Origin of the sequence: Fervidobacterium pennivorans DSM 9078, assembly GCF_000235405.2 — a bacterium.
In the GTDB taxonomy this organism is placed as follows: Bacteria; Thermotogota; Thermotogae; order Thermotogales; family Fervidobacteriaceae; genus Fervidobacterium; species Fervidobacterium pennivorans.
This window is the reverse complement of sequence record NC_017095.1, coordinates 563277-577786: the sequence shown is the minus strand read 5'-3', so window position 1 is coordinate 577786 and position 14510 is coordinate 563277. Positions and strand designations below refer to the sequence as shown.

Here is a 14510-nt window from a genome sequence, read left to right as displayed (position 1 = left end):
TCTTATGTTATTTGTATTCTTCGGAATGTCTGTCCAAGAGTTTCAATGCTTGCGATACTATATCTTTGCTCACGCCTAACAAATCCATCACTCTTATAGCTTCTTTTGGAACTGTCTTTCCATCATCGGGAATGAGTTCATAATCCATCAGTTCTTGTATGTCGTTAACTGATTGGATATTTTTCAGTGCATCTTCCTTTAAACCTTTGACTCTGAAACGTGTATGACATTCAACATCATCAAAGTGAGTAACTATCACTACAAAGCTTTTTGTTTTTTCAAAGCATTTTACAAGTGCGTTAACTATTGCTGTACCTTCGTATGGATTTGTGGTTCTTGCAGGCTCGTCTATCAGTATAAGTGCAGAAGTATTCTGAGAATCTCTGTACGCGCTATCTATTAAAGTTATCTCCGAAGCGAACGAGGAAAGTCCGCTCAATGGTCGCTGAAAATCCTCAGTTACAAGTGCTATGAGTTCCAAAAACGGAAGTTCTGCATGTTTTGCCGGTACAAAAAATCCTAAGAGTGCCATGTATTGAATTAATGCAACAGTTCTTAAGACCACACTTTTACCTGACATATTCGCTCCAACAATCACAGTAACCCCACGCTTAATCGTTACATCAACAGGTTGGTAGCTTTTGCCATGTTTTGCAAGCTCTTCTTTTAATTGGGGGTTAAACATTCCAGTTATTCGTATGTTCTGGAGCTCGTGGTCTTTACTATGTACAATTGGCTTTGAAAGTTCTAACTCTACCGATAGCTTAGCTTTTGCGAGTATGATATCGAGATATTTAATTTTTTGAAGAGCTTTTTCCAATAAATCAGCGAAATTCCAAAGTTTTTTAGATAGCCTTTCTAATACTTCGTTTTCTACACTTCTTTCCTGCTCTGTTAATTGAAGAACAACGTCTTCAATACTTTCTCGTTCTTTTAAATTATCATCCTTTGCATTTTTCTTTTGTAATAACTCTCTTTTCTGTTTCCTGATTTGAGAAAGACGTTCGTCGTAAGCATCGTAAATGTAAAACGTCGGGAGTCTGAGGCGTTCAGGGTCAAGAAGGTCTATTACTTCTTCTAAATCGGGCAATGAAAAACGTTCATGACTAGAAAACACCTGCTGGGTTTTATTTCTGATTTCCTGTGCAACAAGAACGAAATTCTTCAATTCGAACAGTTCTATCTCATCAAGTATTTCGCTGTTTGTTATTTTCTCTATCGTTCTTGAAACATCAAGGATGCATTCTAAATCATGTTCAATATCAGCGATTAATTTAGCTTCACGTTCAATCAAGCGTATGACAAATGCGGTATCATCAAAGTGCTCGAGTATATGCTCGTAAGTCATCGGTTGAATGTGTTTAAAGTATTTTTGTCCCATCTGTGTTTTGGGATTAAGTTTATTTTTAATGTACTCATACCCTGTTAATCTTTCAAAGTCTTCCCTTTTGGGAGGAATTGTTTTAAGTGACATAAGAGAATTCACCCACTTAACTGGTCAAATATTGTTAACTGTTTCTAGTTTCACGTCGATTACAGGAACATCGACATGTTTCTTAAGCTCTTTGATAATTTCATGTGAATTTAATACATACCCTGTTGGGGAAAACGGGTTAACAGTGATACCTATTATGTTTGCACGTTTCAGTACTCTTATTGTCGGCTTGTATTTTATATAGTTTTCATACGAAACAAAAATCTTCGTGAAATCTCTAACTATTACTTCATCAACGCTCTTGGTGCTTACAAATCTCAAGACGTTATCGGTAAGTGCCCCGGGAATGTATATTTTTTTAGTATTGGCATCTAAACTCGTATCAAAGATTTTATTAAGCTGGAGTGCGGACTCTATACCCAAATCTTTCCAATCTCCATCTTGAAATACGTGAACGGTATTGGCCAGCGCCAATTTTTCTTTGTCTTCCATGCTTACTTCAGGCAACTGGCAGAGTGTGTAAATGTATCGGGTATGTTTTACTATTTCTCTTTTATCCAAAGAATAGGCTGCGCCAGTTGCAAGAACTATACCATCGGCGATAAAAGGTGTTGCCTGACTAAAGCGAGAAAGCGCACCATCGATGATAACAATGTCTGAATGCTCTTTCAACAATCTTACAGTCTCTTCCATCCACACAGCTGTTGGTGGTCCTGAAAGTACGACTTTTCCCGGCTCTAATGCTTTTGCGATGATAACACGTCCAGTTGGCGTATGTTGCTGTGAAATATGTATGATTTCTGAAAGCACTGTTTTTCTTTTGAAAAATAGTTCGGTTGTTGTGTATACAAAACCGTAATCTACATATACAGATGGTTTAAACGTGCCGAAAACTAAATCTTTTTCCTCTCCATCTGTACCTATGGATGTTAGTGCCAATCTTTTTTGAGGGCTTACATGCTTTACAATAAAGTTCAGCGTTTCTGTTTTGCCTGTGTTCTTTTCAAGCCCTATGATAGCAATGACTTTCCTTTTTAGGATTTCGTTAATGAGCTTTTCAAAATCACTTCCGCTTTCTACTTTTTCTATTCCAGCCATATTATCTCAAATCTTTACCAGTGCCTCACCTTCGATAGCATTTTCACCATTTTCTTTTACAACGTAGGTTTCCAATAGTACTCTTCGTTTTTCTCTATCGATTTCTTTGACTATAAGCTTTACAGTGACCTCTTCTCCGATGTAAACAGGTCTTTTAAACTTGGCATTTTGCATTAAGTAAATTGTCCCTGCGCCTGGGAATTCCATACCGAGGACAGATGAGATAATTCCAAGTGATAGAATGCCGTGCGCTATCCTCCCACCGAAGATGGTATTCTTGGCGTATTCTTCGTCAAGATGCACAGGGTTTTTATCACCTGTAGCTTCGGCAAAGAGCTTAACCATCTCATCTGTTACAATTCTCTTCACTTCGTAAACCTGACCAACGTAAATATCATCAATGTTCATTCTCCTTGCCTCCTTTTTTCTCTTTCCATTCCTTAATCCTTTCATGTCTTTCAAGATGTGCCGGTTCGATACTTATCTTTTTGTCTGTAAATAGGCTAGCAACACCCGAGAATTTGTATTTTGCCCTGTATTCTGAGTCATCAACATCACTAGTGGTATCTTCAGGTTCGTGGTAAGCAACGATGACACCTTCGTAGTTTCTCAGTATAACCGTGTGGTCGGACATGGATATGACGTAGTTTGGCATAACTCTTATCTTTCCACCGCCAGCTGGTGCATCAACAACAAAAGAAGGAACACAAAAGCCGGATGTGTGACCTATAAGCGCTTCCATTATTTCTAAACCTTTCTTTATAGAGGTTCTGAAATGTGTTAATCCCATAGATAGATCGCATTGGTAAATATAGTATGGTCTGACCCTTATTTTTACAAGCTGGTGAACCAGCTCCATCATAATGTATGGGCTGTCGTTGACACCTCTCAAAAGCACGGTTTGGTTACCCAACGGTATACCTGCATCAGCCAACATCTCACATGCCCTTGATGATTCAGGTGTTATCTCTTTTGGGTGGTTAAAGTGTGTATTTAACCAAATTGGATGATACTTTTTAAGCATGTTAGTTAATTCTGGAGTCACGATTTGTGGTAAGACAACAGGTGCTCTTGTTCCTATCCTTATTATCTCAACGTGTTTGATTTTTCTGAGCTCTTTAAGAATGTATTCAAGCATCTCAATTCCAACCAGTAGGGCATCGCCACCGGACAAAAGCACATCTCTTACCTGAGGTGTTTCTCTGATGTATTCAATCATGGCATCGATTTCCTGCTTTGTTCTTGCCCGGTCGTGTTGACCCGCGAATCTTCGACGTGTACAGTGTCTACAGTACATTGAGCACATATCGGTAATAAGCATCAAAACTCTGTCAGGATACCTGTGAGTAAGCCCAGGTACTGGTGAATCCTCGTCTTCGTGGAGCGGGTCTGTCATGTCCCATGGGGATACGTAAAGTTCTTTTACAGTTGGAACGGCTTGGCGTCTTATTGGACACTTTGGATTATCTGGGTCCATTAAACTTGCGTAATACGGTGTTATCGCCATTCTCAGGGTTTTCAAAGCGTTCCTTACACCTTCTTCTTCTTCGGGTGTAAGGTTTATAACCTGCTTCAATGTGTCGACATCCATTATCCTGTTTCTTAGTTGCCATTTCCAGTCGTTCCATTCTTCTTCCGTAACGTTTCTCCAAAGTGGAATTTCTTTAAAATGTCTCGCCATCTTTAGGATACCTCCCATCATGTTAGACATACAATTTCTCAAATAGTTCTCTTATCTTCTTCGATTCCCTGAGTATATTCAAGGCCACTTCTGCATGACCTTTCGTGTAACCGTTTCCTATTATCATCGTCACATCTTTCCCTACACCTTCAGCACCGAGTGCAGCTCTTGTGAAAGATGTTGCCATGCTGAAGAAGTAAACAATACCTTCATCTTTTGTGATAAGAATTGAGGACATCTCGGTAGCTGGCACATTAACGTTGTTGATTACTACATCACAGTACTGCCCACCGGTAACTTCCATGACTTTCTGATAAACTTCAACTGGCTTTGTAGCATCCGCTATGATAACATGGTGTGCAAGACCGAGCTCTTCTACCCTTTTTGCGTTTTCTGGTGAGTATTCGACAACTATGACCTTCCCATCTTTACCAGCAGCTTTCATCGCCTCATACGCGCAAAGCACACCTGATTTTCCACCGCCACCAATAATACAGACTGTCATCCCTGGTTTGACCAACTTGCGTGTTTGAGCTGGAGCACCTGCTACGTCTAAAACTGCTAACGCGAGCTTTTCTGGTATATCATCAGGCAACTTAGCGTAAATACCACTTTCAAATAAGATCGCTTTACCTTCTATGTCCACTTGGTCGGTATCAACATTTACATTAAGTATCTTATCTATCCTCAAAGGAGTGAGCGATAAGGAAACGAGTGTTGCTATCTTATCTCCAACCTTTAGGTCTGTTGGAAAGTCTGGACCTATTTCTTCAACAACACCTATCAACATACCACCTGAACCTGTCACTGGGTTTTGCAATTTTCCACGTTCGGCAACGATTTTTAATATAGTATCCTTGATACATTCCACATTTCCATGGCATGATTCTTTAATTTGCGTGAAACTAGCGGAATCTACGTTTAGGGTTTTGACATCTATTAGGAGTTCGTTAGTGTAGATTTCCATTGTGTTATCAATTTTTGTTGCTGCTTGAGGAAGAGTCCCTTTTGGTTCAATAACCCTGTGTGTTCCAAATGGACATCCTTTAATGTTTTTCATACTGATACCTCCTGAAAAATCTATTCGTTTATTGTTTCTTAATACCCAATATTCTTCTTGCTTCATCAGGTGTGGCGATTTCTCTATCAACTTCTCTTGCTATCCTTACTATCCTTTCAACGAGTTGTGCATTGCTTTTTGCAAGTTCGCCTTTCCTGTAATAGATGTTGTCCTCAAAACCTACCCTTACGTGTCCACCCATAACTATTGCATGGACAGCTAGTGGAAGTTCGTACCTACCAATCCCCGCCACCGACCATGTGCAACCCTCTGGTATTTTTTTGACTAAGAACAACAAATCCTCGATAGTTCCAGTCATTGCACCAGGAACCCCCAAAACAAAATCAAAATGGAGCGGCAGTTCCAACAATCCCTTTTTAACAAGCCTCAAAGCATTTTCTATCATCCCTGGTTCGAATATTTCTATCTCCGGTTTGATGCCTTTTTCTTTCATAGTCTTGGCAAGTAATTCCATGAAAGATGGAGAGTTCATGAATACATCGTTTCCAAAGTTGCAAGAACCAGCAGAAAGCGTAGCCATTTCTGGCATAGCATCTAAACATTGGATTCGCTCTTCAGGTGTGTGCCACACAGCTCCACCCGTTGAAAACTGTATGATTATGTCACATTTTTCTTGGATTTTTCGTTTAATCTCGGCATAAACTTCCTTTGACTGAGTGGGAGTCCCATCCGGTAATCTTGCATGTATATGTGCAATAGATGCTCCAGCCTGCCAGCATCTGTAAACTTCTTCTGCAATTTCATCTGGTGTTATTGGCAGGTTAGGTTGTTGTTCTCTTGTTACTTCTGCTCCCGTGACTGCGACTGTAATAATTAACTTTTCCATAGGTTTTCACCTCACAAATTACCAAATTGCTGATACAGTCTTTGACTTACTTTATCATTCTTCGTGGTTGTATCTCTGTTTATCTTTTGGAACAACACAGGTTCCGCTCGCTTTACAGACAAGAATCGGTTCATCCAAAACTTCAGCTGCACTATCGTTTATATCCGGTCTGGAATGAATGACCTTGTAGGCCTCAAACTTCATCTTTCTTGAAGTGCGACCAACCTCCACAATTTCCCCATATGCCTCGATATAGTCACCGGCAAAAACAGGTGCGAGAAACTCTACGTTGTCATACGCTCTGAAAAGTCCCTCATCCCCATCGTATCTGATTAAGAGTTCAGTAGCCACGTCTCCAAAAAGCTGCAAAATTCTTGCACCGTCAACTAAGTTTCCTCCATAGTGTGCATCTGCTTGGCTCATACGAACTCTAATCATTGCCTTTGGCAACCGTGAATTTTTTGCATTTTCCATTTTTTCTCATCCTCCACAGCAAATCTTGGATTAAAACTTCTTTAACTTTTCGGAGACTATCAATTTCGCTTCTGTCAATTTAAGTACTTCTTCAAGTGTCGTTTCTTCGGCTATTTCTTCAAGCACGAGTCCTTCGTCGGTTGGTCTTATAACGGCAAGTTCTGTCACAATGAGGTCAACTCGTCGGATGGAAGTTAATGGTAATGTGCACTTTTTAACTATTTTTGGTTCGCCTTTTGCTGTGTGGGTCATAGCAACGATAACTCGTTTTGCGCCTGTAACTAAGTCCATTGCACCACCCATTCCTGGTATCATCTTGCCCGGTATCATCCAATTTGCAAGGTGACCTTCTTCATCAACCTGAAGGCCCCCAAGAACAGTTACATCCAAATGGCCACCACGAATCATTGCAAATGAAAATGCACTATCGAAGGTCATTGCTCCTGGTTGTGCGGTAACAAACCCTGCTCCTGCATTTGTCAAATCTTTATTCTCAAAACCTTTCTCCGGTTCCGGTCCCATTCCAATTATTCCATTCTCACTTTGGAAAAAGATATGCACGCCTTTTGGTATATAATTAGCTACAAGTGTTGGGAGTCCAATACCAAGGTTTACAAGGTCCCCTTCTTTTAATTCTTGAGCAACTCTTTTTGCTATCTTTTCTTTTGGGTCAACTGGCATATCACTTCACCCCCTGAGAAACTACGACGTAATCTACAAGAACTCCAGGTGTTCTTATCTCATTGGGTGCCAAGACTCCGACGGGCACGATCTCTTCAACTTCGACAATCACAATTTCAGCAGCCATGGCCATCAGCGGGTTGAAATTCTCGGCTGTAAAGTTGTAAACAAGGTTGCCGTAATAGTCACACTTCTTGGCTTTTATTAGTGCAATATCGGCTTTTAAGGGCAATTCAAGCAAATATTTCTTCCCTTCAATTTCAATAACATGCTTGCCATTTTCAACCACAGTTCCTACGCCGGTAGGTGTAAGTATACCTCCAAGGCCAGCACCACCTGCTCTAATACGTTCTGCCAAAGTGCCCTGCGGAACAAGCTCCACTTCCAACTCTCCTGCTATCATTTGCCTCTGCGTTTCTGGGTTCGTTCCTATGTGTGAGACTATTACCTTCTTGCACAGCTTGTTTTTAACAAGTTTTCCAACTCCGCGGTCTTCAAAAGCGGTATCGTTGGCTATTACTGTGAGATTTCCAATACCTTTTTCGACGATTTTGTCTATTATCCCTTCTGGAGTGCCTACTCCTAGGAATCCTCCAATCATAACAGTGTTACCAGGTTTAACAAACTCAACAGCTTCGTCAAAGGATATTACCTTCAAGTTCACTCCCCCCTTCCAAAACACTAGGTGCTAATTTTCCCAATATTCAGTATATCATTTATAAGAAGCTCTTTCTAACGTTGGAAACTAGAAATTTCTAATGCATACTCAAGGAAGAAAGAGATTTCCAAAGGAAAGGAAGAAAAAGAGTAGTTGTAAACGCTTAGGAAAAATCGGTTTCAACTTAGCAGAGGTTTAAGGTACTGTTTGTAACGGTGGCTATCAAAAAAAGCAGAAGTTAGGAAAAGAGCGAGTCATCACAGCAGCATATGCTATATATGCTATAATTAATATTGAAAGAAGGTAGCTCAGTAATTGGGCCTGCATGTAAAAAAATGTGCAATTAGAAGAGGTGAGAAAATGGATAAAATAAAGCACATTGGCAATTATTTATTGAAAGAAATTGATGGTGTTTGGGTTTCTCAATCTCCATTACTCAGCCAGTTTCCTGAACTTGTACATTATGTAACTACCAGAAAAATTACGCGCAATGAAGAACATAACGCTTTTTCTGAGCTGAACTTGGCTATCAGCTGTGAGGATTTTCCAAAGCATTTTGAGTTCTTTGCAAAAAAGGTGAAAATCAATCCTGAAAGATGTGTATTTTCACACCAAGTCCATAGCAAAAACGTCAAGGTTGTGACAAGTGAAGACATAGGAAAACCATACTGGAATAGAAAACTTCGAGAAGTTGATGGATTGATAACGAATGAGAAAGGGCTTTTTCTTGTCACCACATACGCTGATTGTATGCCTATCATTGCATACGACCCAGTAAAACGAGTTGTAGGGGTTGCACACTCTGGTTGGAGAGGTACTTTATTGGAAATTGCAAAAGAGATGATATTAAGAATGAATGAAGAATTTGGTAGTGAACCCTCAGAAATTTTTGTGTCTATTGGTCCATCAATTGGTCCAAATAGTTTTGAAGTTGGGCCAGAAGTGGCTACCGAATTTTTAATGAAGTTTGGAAGAGAGGTTGTCAAAGAAGTTGAAGAAAAGATATATGTGGACCTGTGGAAAGCAGTTCAGTTAACATTAAATTCTGTAGGGGTTTTCAGGATAGAATTCTCGAACGTGGATACATACAAACATACGGAGTTTTTCTATTCTTACCGAAGAGAAAAGACAAAAAAGCGATTTGCTGCCGTTGTTGGGTTAGCTGAGTAATTAATTTTAAGGAGGCTCAAAAATGATGAAGCATACCATTAGAAGTGCTCAGGAAAAAAGTCCGAGACTGCTTTTTGGTGATACTTTGACAATTTTATTTTTCGTGATACTTGCGATCCTTTTGTTAAACGATAAGACAAGAACTATATACGTAAATTTGAACTCATCACATCCTTACATCTTGGGTTTTTTGAAAGTTGGGATTTTAGCTACATTCGGCGAGATTTTATCGTTAAGAATATCGAAAGGAAAGTACTCAACACCGGTGGGTGTAATTTATAGGTTTATCGTATGGGGGTTTTTGGGCGTAGTGTTTGTTACTGTCTTTGAACTTTTCTTCTCAGGAACAAAAGCACTACTGGAAAAGCAATTGCTTCCTTATACCAACAATGCAAGAACTTTCTTTCAAGCTTTTTATACGAGCGTTCTTATGAATCTAATCTTTGCTCCTACATTCATGGCATTTCACAGAATCACAGATGCGTACATAGACCTTGGCAACGGCAATTTGAAGAAAATATTCACCACAAAATTCGATGATGTTCTAAATGCTATTGATTGGAGGTTTTTTGTGAAGTTTGTGCTTGGGAAAACTATCCCGTTCTTCTGGATCCCAGCTCACACAGTGACATTCTTACTACCTTCCAACTACAGGGTTTTAGTTGCTGCTTTGCTTTCTGTGTTCCTTGGCATTTTGCTTTCCTTTAAGAAACGTTCAGTTAAACTTGCAGAAGTTAAATAAGAAATCCCTGTTGAAAAATTATTTGATAAGTTTAAGTCGTTCAATAACCTCCTGGCTTGTGGAGACAACAACGAATCCATGAGCCAGGTTTTTCAATGATGCGTAATGGTACCACTCGTCTTTGTCCCACAAACAATCTTCGACCATTACAATTTCGTATCCCTTAATAAATCCGGAACGTGCTGTTGTTTCACAACAAAGATGGGTCATAACACCGGTGATAATGAGCTGATCAACTGATTCTGCCTTGAGAATATCCCCAAGTTCTGTCATGTAAAACGCATCGTAGGTATCTTTGTAAATTACAACGTCAACCAGCTCCTGCTCTATTGCAAGTTTAGCCCATACGTCTTCCACAGCGTTCCCCCACCATCGCTTCATATTTTCGCTTCCACCTTTATGTATGGTTGCTATAACAGGTGTACTCACAGAAAGTTCTTCCGACAACTGGCGAATTTGTTTAAGAAATGTGCGAATATTCTCTTTTACTCTCTCACTACCTCTGAGAAAGGCTGGTGAAGACTCAGAAAAAAAGTATTCTTGAACATCAATAACCAAAATCGCAGGTTTTGAAATCTTTAGGGGATGGCGCATCCTTTCAAGGTAGAACATAAGAGAATCTGACACTCCTCTCAAGCAGTCTTTACTTTTAATTTACCGTTCAACAAATATCTCTATTTTTATACCGTTGTCATCTTCAAAAACTTCAAACTTTTTCATATTCGGAGCAATGATGAATATATCTTGCAAATTTCCTACACTTGTCGCAAGTGCTGAATAATAACGCAGTTCTGGATGGTCTTTTATTTTGGAAATTTTCCTTAATTCAGTTAACATTTCATCTTTGACATTCATTCGAGCTTCTAACACTATGTAAAAACTTCTTTCCAAAGTTACAATTTCTGTGGAAACAACATGGGCACCGTTTTTTAAAAGGTAGTAGGTCATTTCGTTAACAACAGACACTATCAATTTTTCAAATTCCATGCTTATCACTCCTCATTTTTTCCTTTCGTTCGTTCCAAAAATATATTTCTCATATTCCTAAAAGCCTCTATTATAGGTAATAGGAACATGGCAACGAACCCTCCAGAAAAGCCATTATTATATAGATTCATTCCGAAATGTAGACTACCAACATTGATAACCAAAGCGCTATGCAAGTAACCTGCGACAACTCCCCACAAAAAGCCGAACTCTCCAGCAATCGGTGCAAGAGTAGTTCCAAACAGAACAGCTAGAACCATAGCCGGGCTATTAAAAGGTTGCGAATTCGTTAGAGCTCCTATAATAACTCCTACTGCCACAGGCAAAACATTTTTGGGATGTTTTCCAAGAGCTCCAAAACCAGCAAGTGTCATAATACCACCTATCGTGGGACCATTGAGCTTTGAACCTACTGCGAGAACATAAATGGTGCCACACAATCCAAGAATTCCGACATTCATAAGAGTTACTGCTTCGTTCTCCAGCAACACAAAATCAGTTAGAAGTTTTCCTGAGTACTTGAGTATGTTTTTGTAACTGGTTAATTTCCAACCGTTCAACTTGAATCCAAAAAGAAAAATGGTAAAGAACAAAGAAAATAAGAAAAGAGCTAATAAAAGTTGATTTCTTTCATGCCATATCAACCTTGGTTCCGGGTGAAGATCATATGCTCTCAAAAGTGCACCTATGAACATTCCTAGAAATCCTGCCGTGAAACCAACGTTATACAAATTGTACCCTTTGTGAAGTGTTAACGCAAAGCTTGCAATAGGTGGTAGAAAAAAACCTATAAACAAAACTATCACAATCCCTAATATGTTAAATTCGTTACCAAATACCAGATGAGTGGTTATTGGAGCCAGTGCGGTTCCAAAAAATGCCACATATAGATACGTCCTGAGATTTTCGCCTACCATTAACGTATAGAGAAAAACACCAGTTACTATTGGCCAAACGTTGAATAAATTTTTTCCAAATAGGGCAAAACCACCAATTGTCATAATAGCAGCAATTGAAACACCAGTAGGATCAACCCTTAGTAATTTGAGAAGCAATGTAAATAAAAGCATAAGTAAACCGCTGTTAAAGAATGCTCCACCAACTCCAGCAATTTCTACATAATCCGTTATCAAGTAATCAGGCGATTTGATGATTGTGGCAATTTGTGATGGTATGCTGACGTTACCAATAACTAATCCAAATGCTATGAAAAAAACTGACATAAAGAACAGGAATTTATAAATCACAAGGCACCCTCCTTTTTAAAAGGTCAGATGTATATCAGAATAAATTGTATCATAAGCTGTATAATTTTCGACGAATTACTCTTAAGCAATTGATTGACTGAACCCAAGTAACGATAAAAAACAGGGGAACTTTCTCCCCTGTTTGCAAGAAGCTAAGATTTTTTATACCGATTTGGTTGAAAAATTTAATCCCTAGCTTCTGCTATTTTAAAATTTCCATCGTGCCCCTCATCCTTCAGAAAACCAACTCCGAGGTATACAACCCATGTATCTGCATAATCTAATGCGAATTCAACGATACTTGTTGTGATAAATATCTGGAGATATGTCTTAAAGTCCACAATACCTAGGAATGCAATAGTTACAAATATCAGGTTATCAACAATCTGTCCTATTTTTGTTGCAACGTTGTTTCTCAGCCACAACTTCGTTCTTCCTTTAAGCGTGTGATGTATCCATACCGCTGTATAACCAGAAAGTATGAATGCTGTCCAGCTTGCAAATGCTATCCTAGGAGTTACCGCAAAAACTTGTGATAAGTAACTCTGAGCAAAATCATTTTGCGAAGGAAGATAACTTGTGTAAACCAAACCAAGCAAAACAAAAGCAAGTTGTGCAAAGAAACCGGTCCAAACAGCTTTTTTTCCTTCTTCTTTGCCATATACTTCTGTCAAAATAGAATAAATAACAAACGCCATACCCATACTCATGTTTGCCGCCGTCATTTCAATTCCAAACAATTTGAAGAGTTTTGCAACACCGAGGTTGGATGCAATAATAAGAGTAGCAAGTGCTACGTAAGCACCTTCTTTTTTCATAAACCTCAGTGCCAACAAAATTATCATGGCCGAAAGTATGTATTCTAAGAATAACACAAAAAAGTTAAACATAACCAAACCTCCTTTAAACTTTTCTGTTGAATTTTTTAAGAAACACTAAGTCACTATTCCTCTCCCAACGCTTCGCTTAAGGTGTTATAGATTTTTATAATTCTCTTTAACTCTCCTTTCTTTGGTACGACAATCATTGTTCATTTCCGTAATACTAGAGCCAGCGGTGACATTATAGCATATACACCATATAAATCGCTATGCTAGTGGTAAATAAAACTAACAGGGCGACAAAAAATGTTTCCCTGACAAATATTTTGTTGTTCATTTCTATTCCATAAAATTTTAGTATTCTGGACCACATAACACCTGCTAAAGCACCTATCAATGTTATGTTTCCACCGATGTTCGAACCTACAATTAAGCTCATTGCGTAGTTTATCGGCTTTTTATAAAACGCTTGAGCAAAGAATATTGTCATAGGTTGGTTTATCATAACGTTTGCAGCAAAAGCCGTAGTAAAGGTTGTGATAATCGTTGCAATTAACTCGTTTTGAAAGTTAAAGAGTGAACCAACGTACCTTGTTATGCCAAACCGGGTAAAAATATGAACAAACACAAAGAAAGTCAGCACCAGTGGCAACATCTTCCATGGAACTCTTTTCACCGTGTCAAACAAAAATGTGAGATTATACTCGAATCCTCCAATTTCAACAACGATTTCATCTCTTTCAGAAAGCACATCTGAAAAAGCAGTATTCAGCAGAAGATATATACCAGAAAATAGCAAAATTGATTTCCAAAGTTGCAGACCTATCAAATCTCCAATGGCTATGGTGATAAAGAATAATACAAAAAAGCCAGTCGATAGAAAAGTGTATTTCGTGTCTTTAATGAAACTTTGAAGTTCTACCCTACTATTTTCGCGAATGAATGCAATATTCAGCTTTCCTGGTAAAATGTTTCTATACTTGAAATAAAAACCGAAAAATGAAGTGAGTATAGCCACAATTGTTGGAAAGAACATCAGCTTTGCATATTCCATAAAGTTAAGCGAATAGGCTTGTGCAACCACAACATTAGTTGGGTTTCCTATGTAAAAAAACATACTCCAAGTATTCGAAGCAAAGAAAACAGCTATCAAATAAGGCATAGGGTTTATATTTGTATACTGGCTTATATAAACTATGATAGGTGTCAGTGTCAAGGTTACGATGTCATTTGACGTGAATACGGTAAGGATACCTGCAAGAAGAACAAGATTTATGAACAACCTTTTTCCATTCTTTGAAACGCTCGCAAATTTATAAGCGATGAGCTTAAGCACACCTGAGGCATCAAGGGAACCACATATGTAAGCAGAGCCAAAGAAAATGATAAGTATCTGCCAGGGAACTATATTCATTTGAGGCATTATAGCAGATTTTATCGTTGTAAGAGACGCTATCCCTGAAGCCAGCAACAATCCAAGCACGCCCAAAGAAACCCTAGCATAGTCTAATACAACTTTTTTGTTTTTTACCACAACTTCCGGTTCTTTAATAACAAGATAAACGGTAGCAAAGAACAAGTGGATAGTGATAATCGTAGCTATCATTCA

General features: G+C 38.7%; 16 protein-coding genes. 2 read left to right on the top strand and 14 right to left on the bottom strand.

All coding sequences use genetic code 11. The features are described from left to right. Window positions 1-7: 7 nt before the first annotated feature. From kamC to atoD, 9 genes are read right to left on the bottom strand one after another with little or no spacing between them, the layout of a single operon-like run. Window positions 8-1474 (bottom strand): lysine 5,6-aminomutase reactivase ATPase KamC, encoded by a 1467-nt coding sequence (kamC, locus tag FERPE_RS02685; RefSeq protein WP_014451147.1) that lies wholly within the window; start codon window positions 1472-1474, stop codon window positions 8-10. Between the two features lie 24 nt (window positions 1475-1498). Further along, a complete protein-coding gene (gene kamB / locus FERPE_RS02680) occupies window positions 1499-2533 on the bottom strand; it encodes a lysine 5,6-aminomutase reactivase subunit KamB (protein ID WP_014451146.1) in 1035 nt (344 codons plus the stop codon). Between the two features lie 6 nt (window positions 2534-2539). Then, window positions 2540-2941, bottom strand: a complete 402-nt coding sequence (locus FERPE_RS02675) for a MaoC family dehydratase (RefSeq protein WP_014451145.1) — start codon at window positions 2939-2941, stop codon at window positions 2540-2542. Then, window positions 2931-4214, bottom strand: a complete 1284-nt coding sequence (gene kamA / locus FERPE_RS02670) for a lysine 2,3-aminomutase (protein ID WP_014451144.1) — start codon at window positions 4212-4214, stop codon at window positions 2931-2933. The genes FERPE_RS02675 and kamA overlap by 11 nt, the downstream gene beginning before the upstream one ends. A 22-nt stretch (window positions 4215-4236) precedes the next feature. Further along, a complete protein-coding gene (kdd, locus tag FERPE_RS02665; protein WP_014451143.1) occupies window positions 4237-5274 on the bottom strand; it encodes an L-erythro-3,5-diaminohexanoate dehydrogenase in 1038 nt (345 codons plus the stop codon). A gap of 28 nt (window positions 5275-5302) precedes the next feature. Beyond that, on the bottom strand, window positions 5303-6121 hold the full coding sequence (kce, locus tag FERPE_RS02660) for a 3-keto-5-aminohexanoate cleavage enzyme (protein ID WP_014451142.1): 819 nt from the start codon (window positions 6119-6121) through the stop codon (window positions 5303-5305). Window positions 6122-6175: 54 nt separating this feature from the next. Further along, the gene (kal, locus tag FERPE_RS02655; protein WP_014451141.1) at window positions 6176-6595 is read right to left on the bottom strand and encodes a 3-aminobutyryl-CoA ammonia lyase; all 420 of its coding nucleotides are present in this window, start codon (window positions 6593-6595) and stop codon (window positions 6176-6178) included. Window positions 6596-6625: 30 nt separating this feature from the next. Beyond that, window positions 6626-7276, bottom strand: a complete 651-nt coding sequence (locus tag FERPE_RS02650) for a 3-oxoacid CoA-transferase subunit B (RefSeq protein ID WP_014451140.1) — start codon at window positions 7274-7276, stop codon at window positions 6626-6628. A 1-nt stretch (window position 7277) separates the two neighbouring features. After that, complete coding sequence (atoD, locus tag FERPE_RS02645; RefSeq protein WP_211204750.1) at window positions 7278-7940, bottom strand: acetate CoA-transferase subunit alpha; 663 nt, start codon at window positions 7938-7940, stop codon at window positions 7278-7280. 354 nt (window positions 7941-8294) lie between these two features. On the opposite strand from atoD, the gene pgeF reads away from it, so the two are divergent. Beyond that, the gene (gene pgeF, locus FERPE_RS02640; protein ID WP_014451138.1) at window positions 8295-9104 is read left to right on the top strand and encodes a peptidoglycan editing factor PgeF; all 810 of its coding nucleotides are present in this window, start codon (window positions 8295-8297) and stop codon (window positions 9102-9104) included. A 25-nt stretch (window positions 9105-9129) separates the two neighbouring features. Next, window positions 9130-9846 carry an Mpv17/PMP22 family protein gene (locus tag FERPE_RS02635; RefSeq protein ID WP_014451137.1) on the top strand — a complete coding sequence of 239 codons (717 nt, stop codon included), beginning with the start codon at window positions 9130-9132 and terminating at the stop codon, window positions 9844-9846. 18 nt (window positions 9847-9864) lie between these two features. On the opposite strand, the gene FERPE_RS02630 is transcribed toward FERPE_RS02635, so the two are convergent. From FERPE_RS02630 to FERPE_RS02610, 5 genes are all read right to left on the bottom strand, one after another. Continuing rightward, window positions 9865-10458 carry a cysteine hydrolase family protein gene (locus tag FERPE_RS02630; RefSeq protein ID WP_014451136.1) on the bottom strand — a complete coding sequence of 198 codons (594 nt, stop codon included), beginning with the start codon at window positions 10456-10458 and terminating at the stop codon, window positions 9865-9867. 42 nt (window positions 10459-10500) lie between these two features. Then, window positions 10501-10833 (bottom strand): hypothetical protein, encoded by a 333-nt coding sequence (locus FERPE_RS02625; RefSeq protein WP_014451135.1) that lies wholly within the window; start codon window positions 10831-10833, stop codon window positions 10501-10503. 5 nt (window positions 10834-10838) lie between these two features. After that, window positions 10839-12080, bottom strand: coding sequence for a DUF1576 domain-containing protein (locus FERPE_RS02620; protein ID WP_014451134.1), 1242 nt, complete (start codon window positions 12078-12080; stop codon window positions 10839-10841). A 185-nt stretch (window positions 12081-12265) separates the two neighbouring features. Further along, entirely contained in the window at window positions 12266-12970 is a 705-nt protein-coding gene (locus FERPE_RS02615; protein WP_014451133.1) for a queuosine precursor transporter, read from the bottom strand. Window positions 12971-13142: 172 nt separating this feature from the next. Continuing rightward, a complete protein-coding gene (locus FERPE_RS02610) occupies window positions 13143-14507 on the bottom strand; it encodes an ArsB/NhaD family transporter (RefSeq protein ID WP_014451132.1) in 1365 nt (454 codons plus the stop codon). Between the last annotated feature and the right edge of the window lie 3 nt (window positions 14508-14510).

Excerpts from the sequence above, each read along its gene's own strand:
- FERPE_RS02615 (WP_014451133.1), bottom strand. The coding sequence starts at position 12,970 with ATGTTTAACTTTTTTGTGTTATTCTTAGAATACATACTTTCGGCCATG.
- FERPE_RS02630 (WP_014451136.1), bottom strand. The coding sequence starts at position 10,458 with ATGTTCTACCTTGAAAGGATGCGCCATCCCCTAAAGATTTCAAAACCT.
- FERPE_RS02675 (WP_014451145.1), bottom strand. The coding sequence starts at position 2,941 with ATGAACATTGATGATATTTACGTTGGTCAGGTTTACGAAGTGAAGAGA.
- FERPE_RS02635 (WP_014451137.1), top strand. The coding sequence starts at position 9,130 with ATGAAGCATACCATTAGAAGTGCTCAGGAAAAAAGTCCGAGACTGCTT.
- FERPE_RS02650 (WP_014451140.1), bottom strand. The coding sequence starts at position 7,276 with ATGCCAGTTGACCCAAAAGAAAAGATAGCAAAAAGAGTTGCTCAAGAA.
- FERPE_RS02625 (WP_014451135.1), bottom strand. The coding sequence starts at position 10,833 with ATGGAATTTGAAAAATTGATAGTGTCTGTTGTTAACGAAATGACCTAC.
- kamA (WP_014451144.1), bottom strand. The coding sequence starts at position 4,214 with ATGGCGAGACATTTTAAAGAAATTCCACTTTGGAGAAACGTTACGGAA.
- FERPE_RS02610 (WP_014451132.1), bottom strand. The coding sequence starts at position 14,507 with ATGATAGCTACGATTATCACTATCCACTTGTTCTTTGCTACCGTTTAT.
- kce (WP_014451142.1), bottom strand. The coding sequence starts at position 6,121 with ATGGAAAAGTTAATTATTACAGTCGCAGTCACGGGAGCAGAAGTAACA.
- kamC (WP_014451147.1), bottom strand. The coding sequence starts at position 1,474 with ATGTCACTTAAAACAATTCCTCCCAAAAGGGAAGACTTTGAAAGATTA.
- kal (WP_014451141.1), bottom strand. The coding sequence starts at position 6,595 with ATGGAAAATGCAAAAAATTCACGGTTGCCAAAGGCAATGATTAGAGTT.
- pgeF (WP_014451138.1), top strand. The coding sequence starts at position 8,295 with ATGGATAAAATAAAGCACATTGGCAATTATTTATTGAAAGAAATTGAT.
- kdd (WP_014451143.1), bottom strand. The coding sequence starts at position 5,274 with ATGAAAAACATTAAAGGATGTCCATTTGGAACACACAGGGTTATTGAA.
- kamB (WP_014451146.1), bottom strand. The coding sequence starts at position 2,533 with ATGGCTGGAATAGAAAAAGTAGAAAGCGGAAGTGATTTTGAAAAGCTC.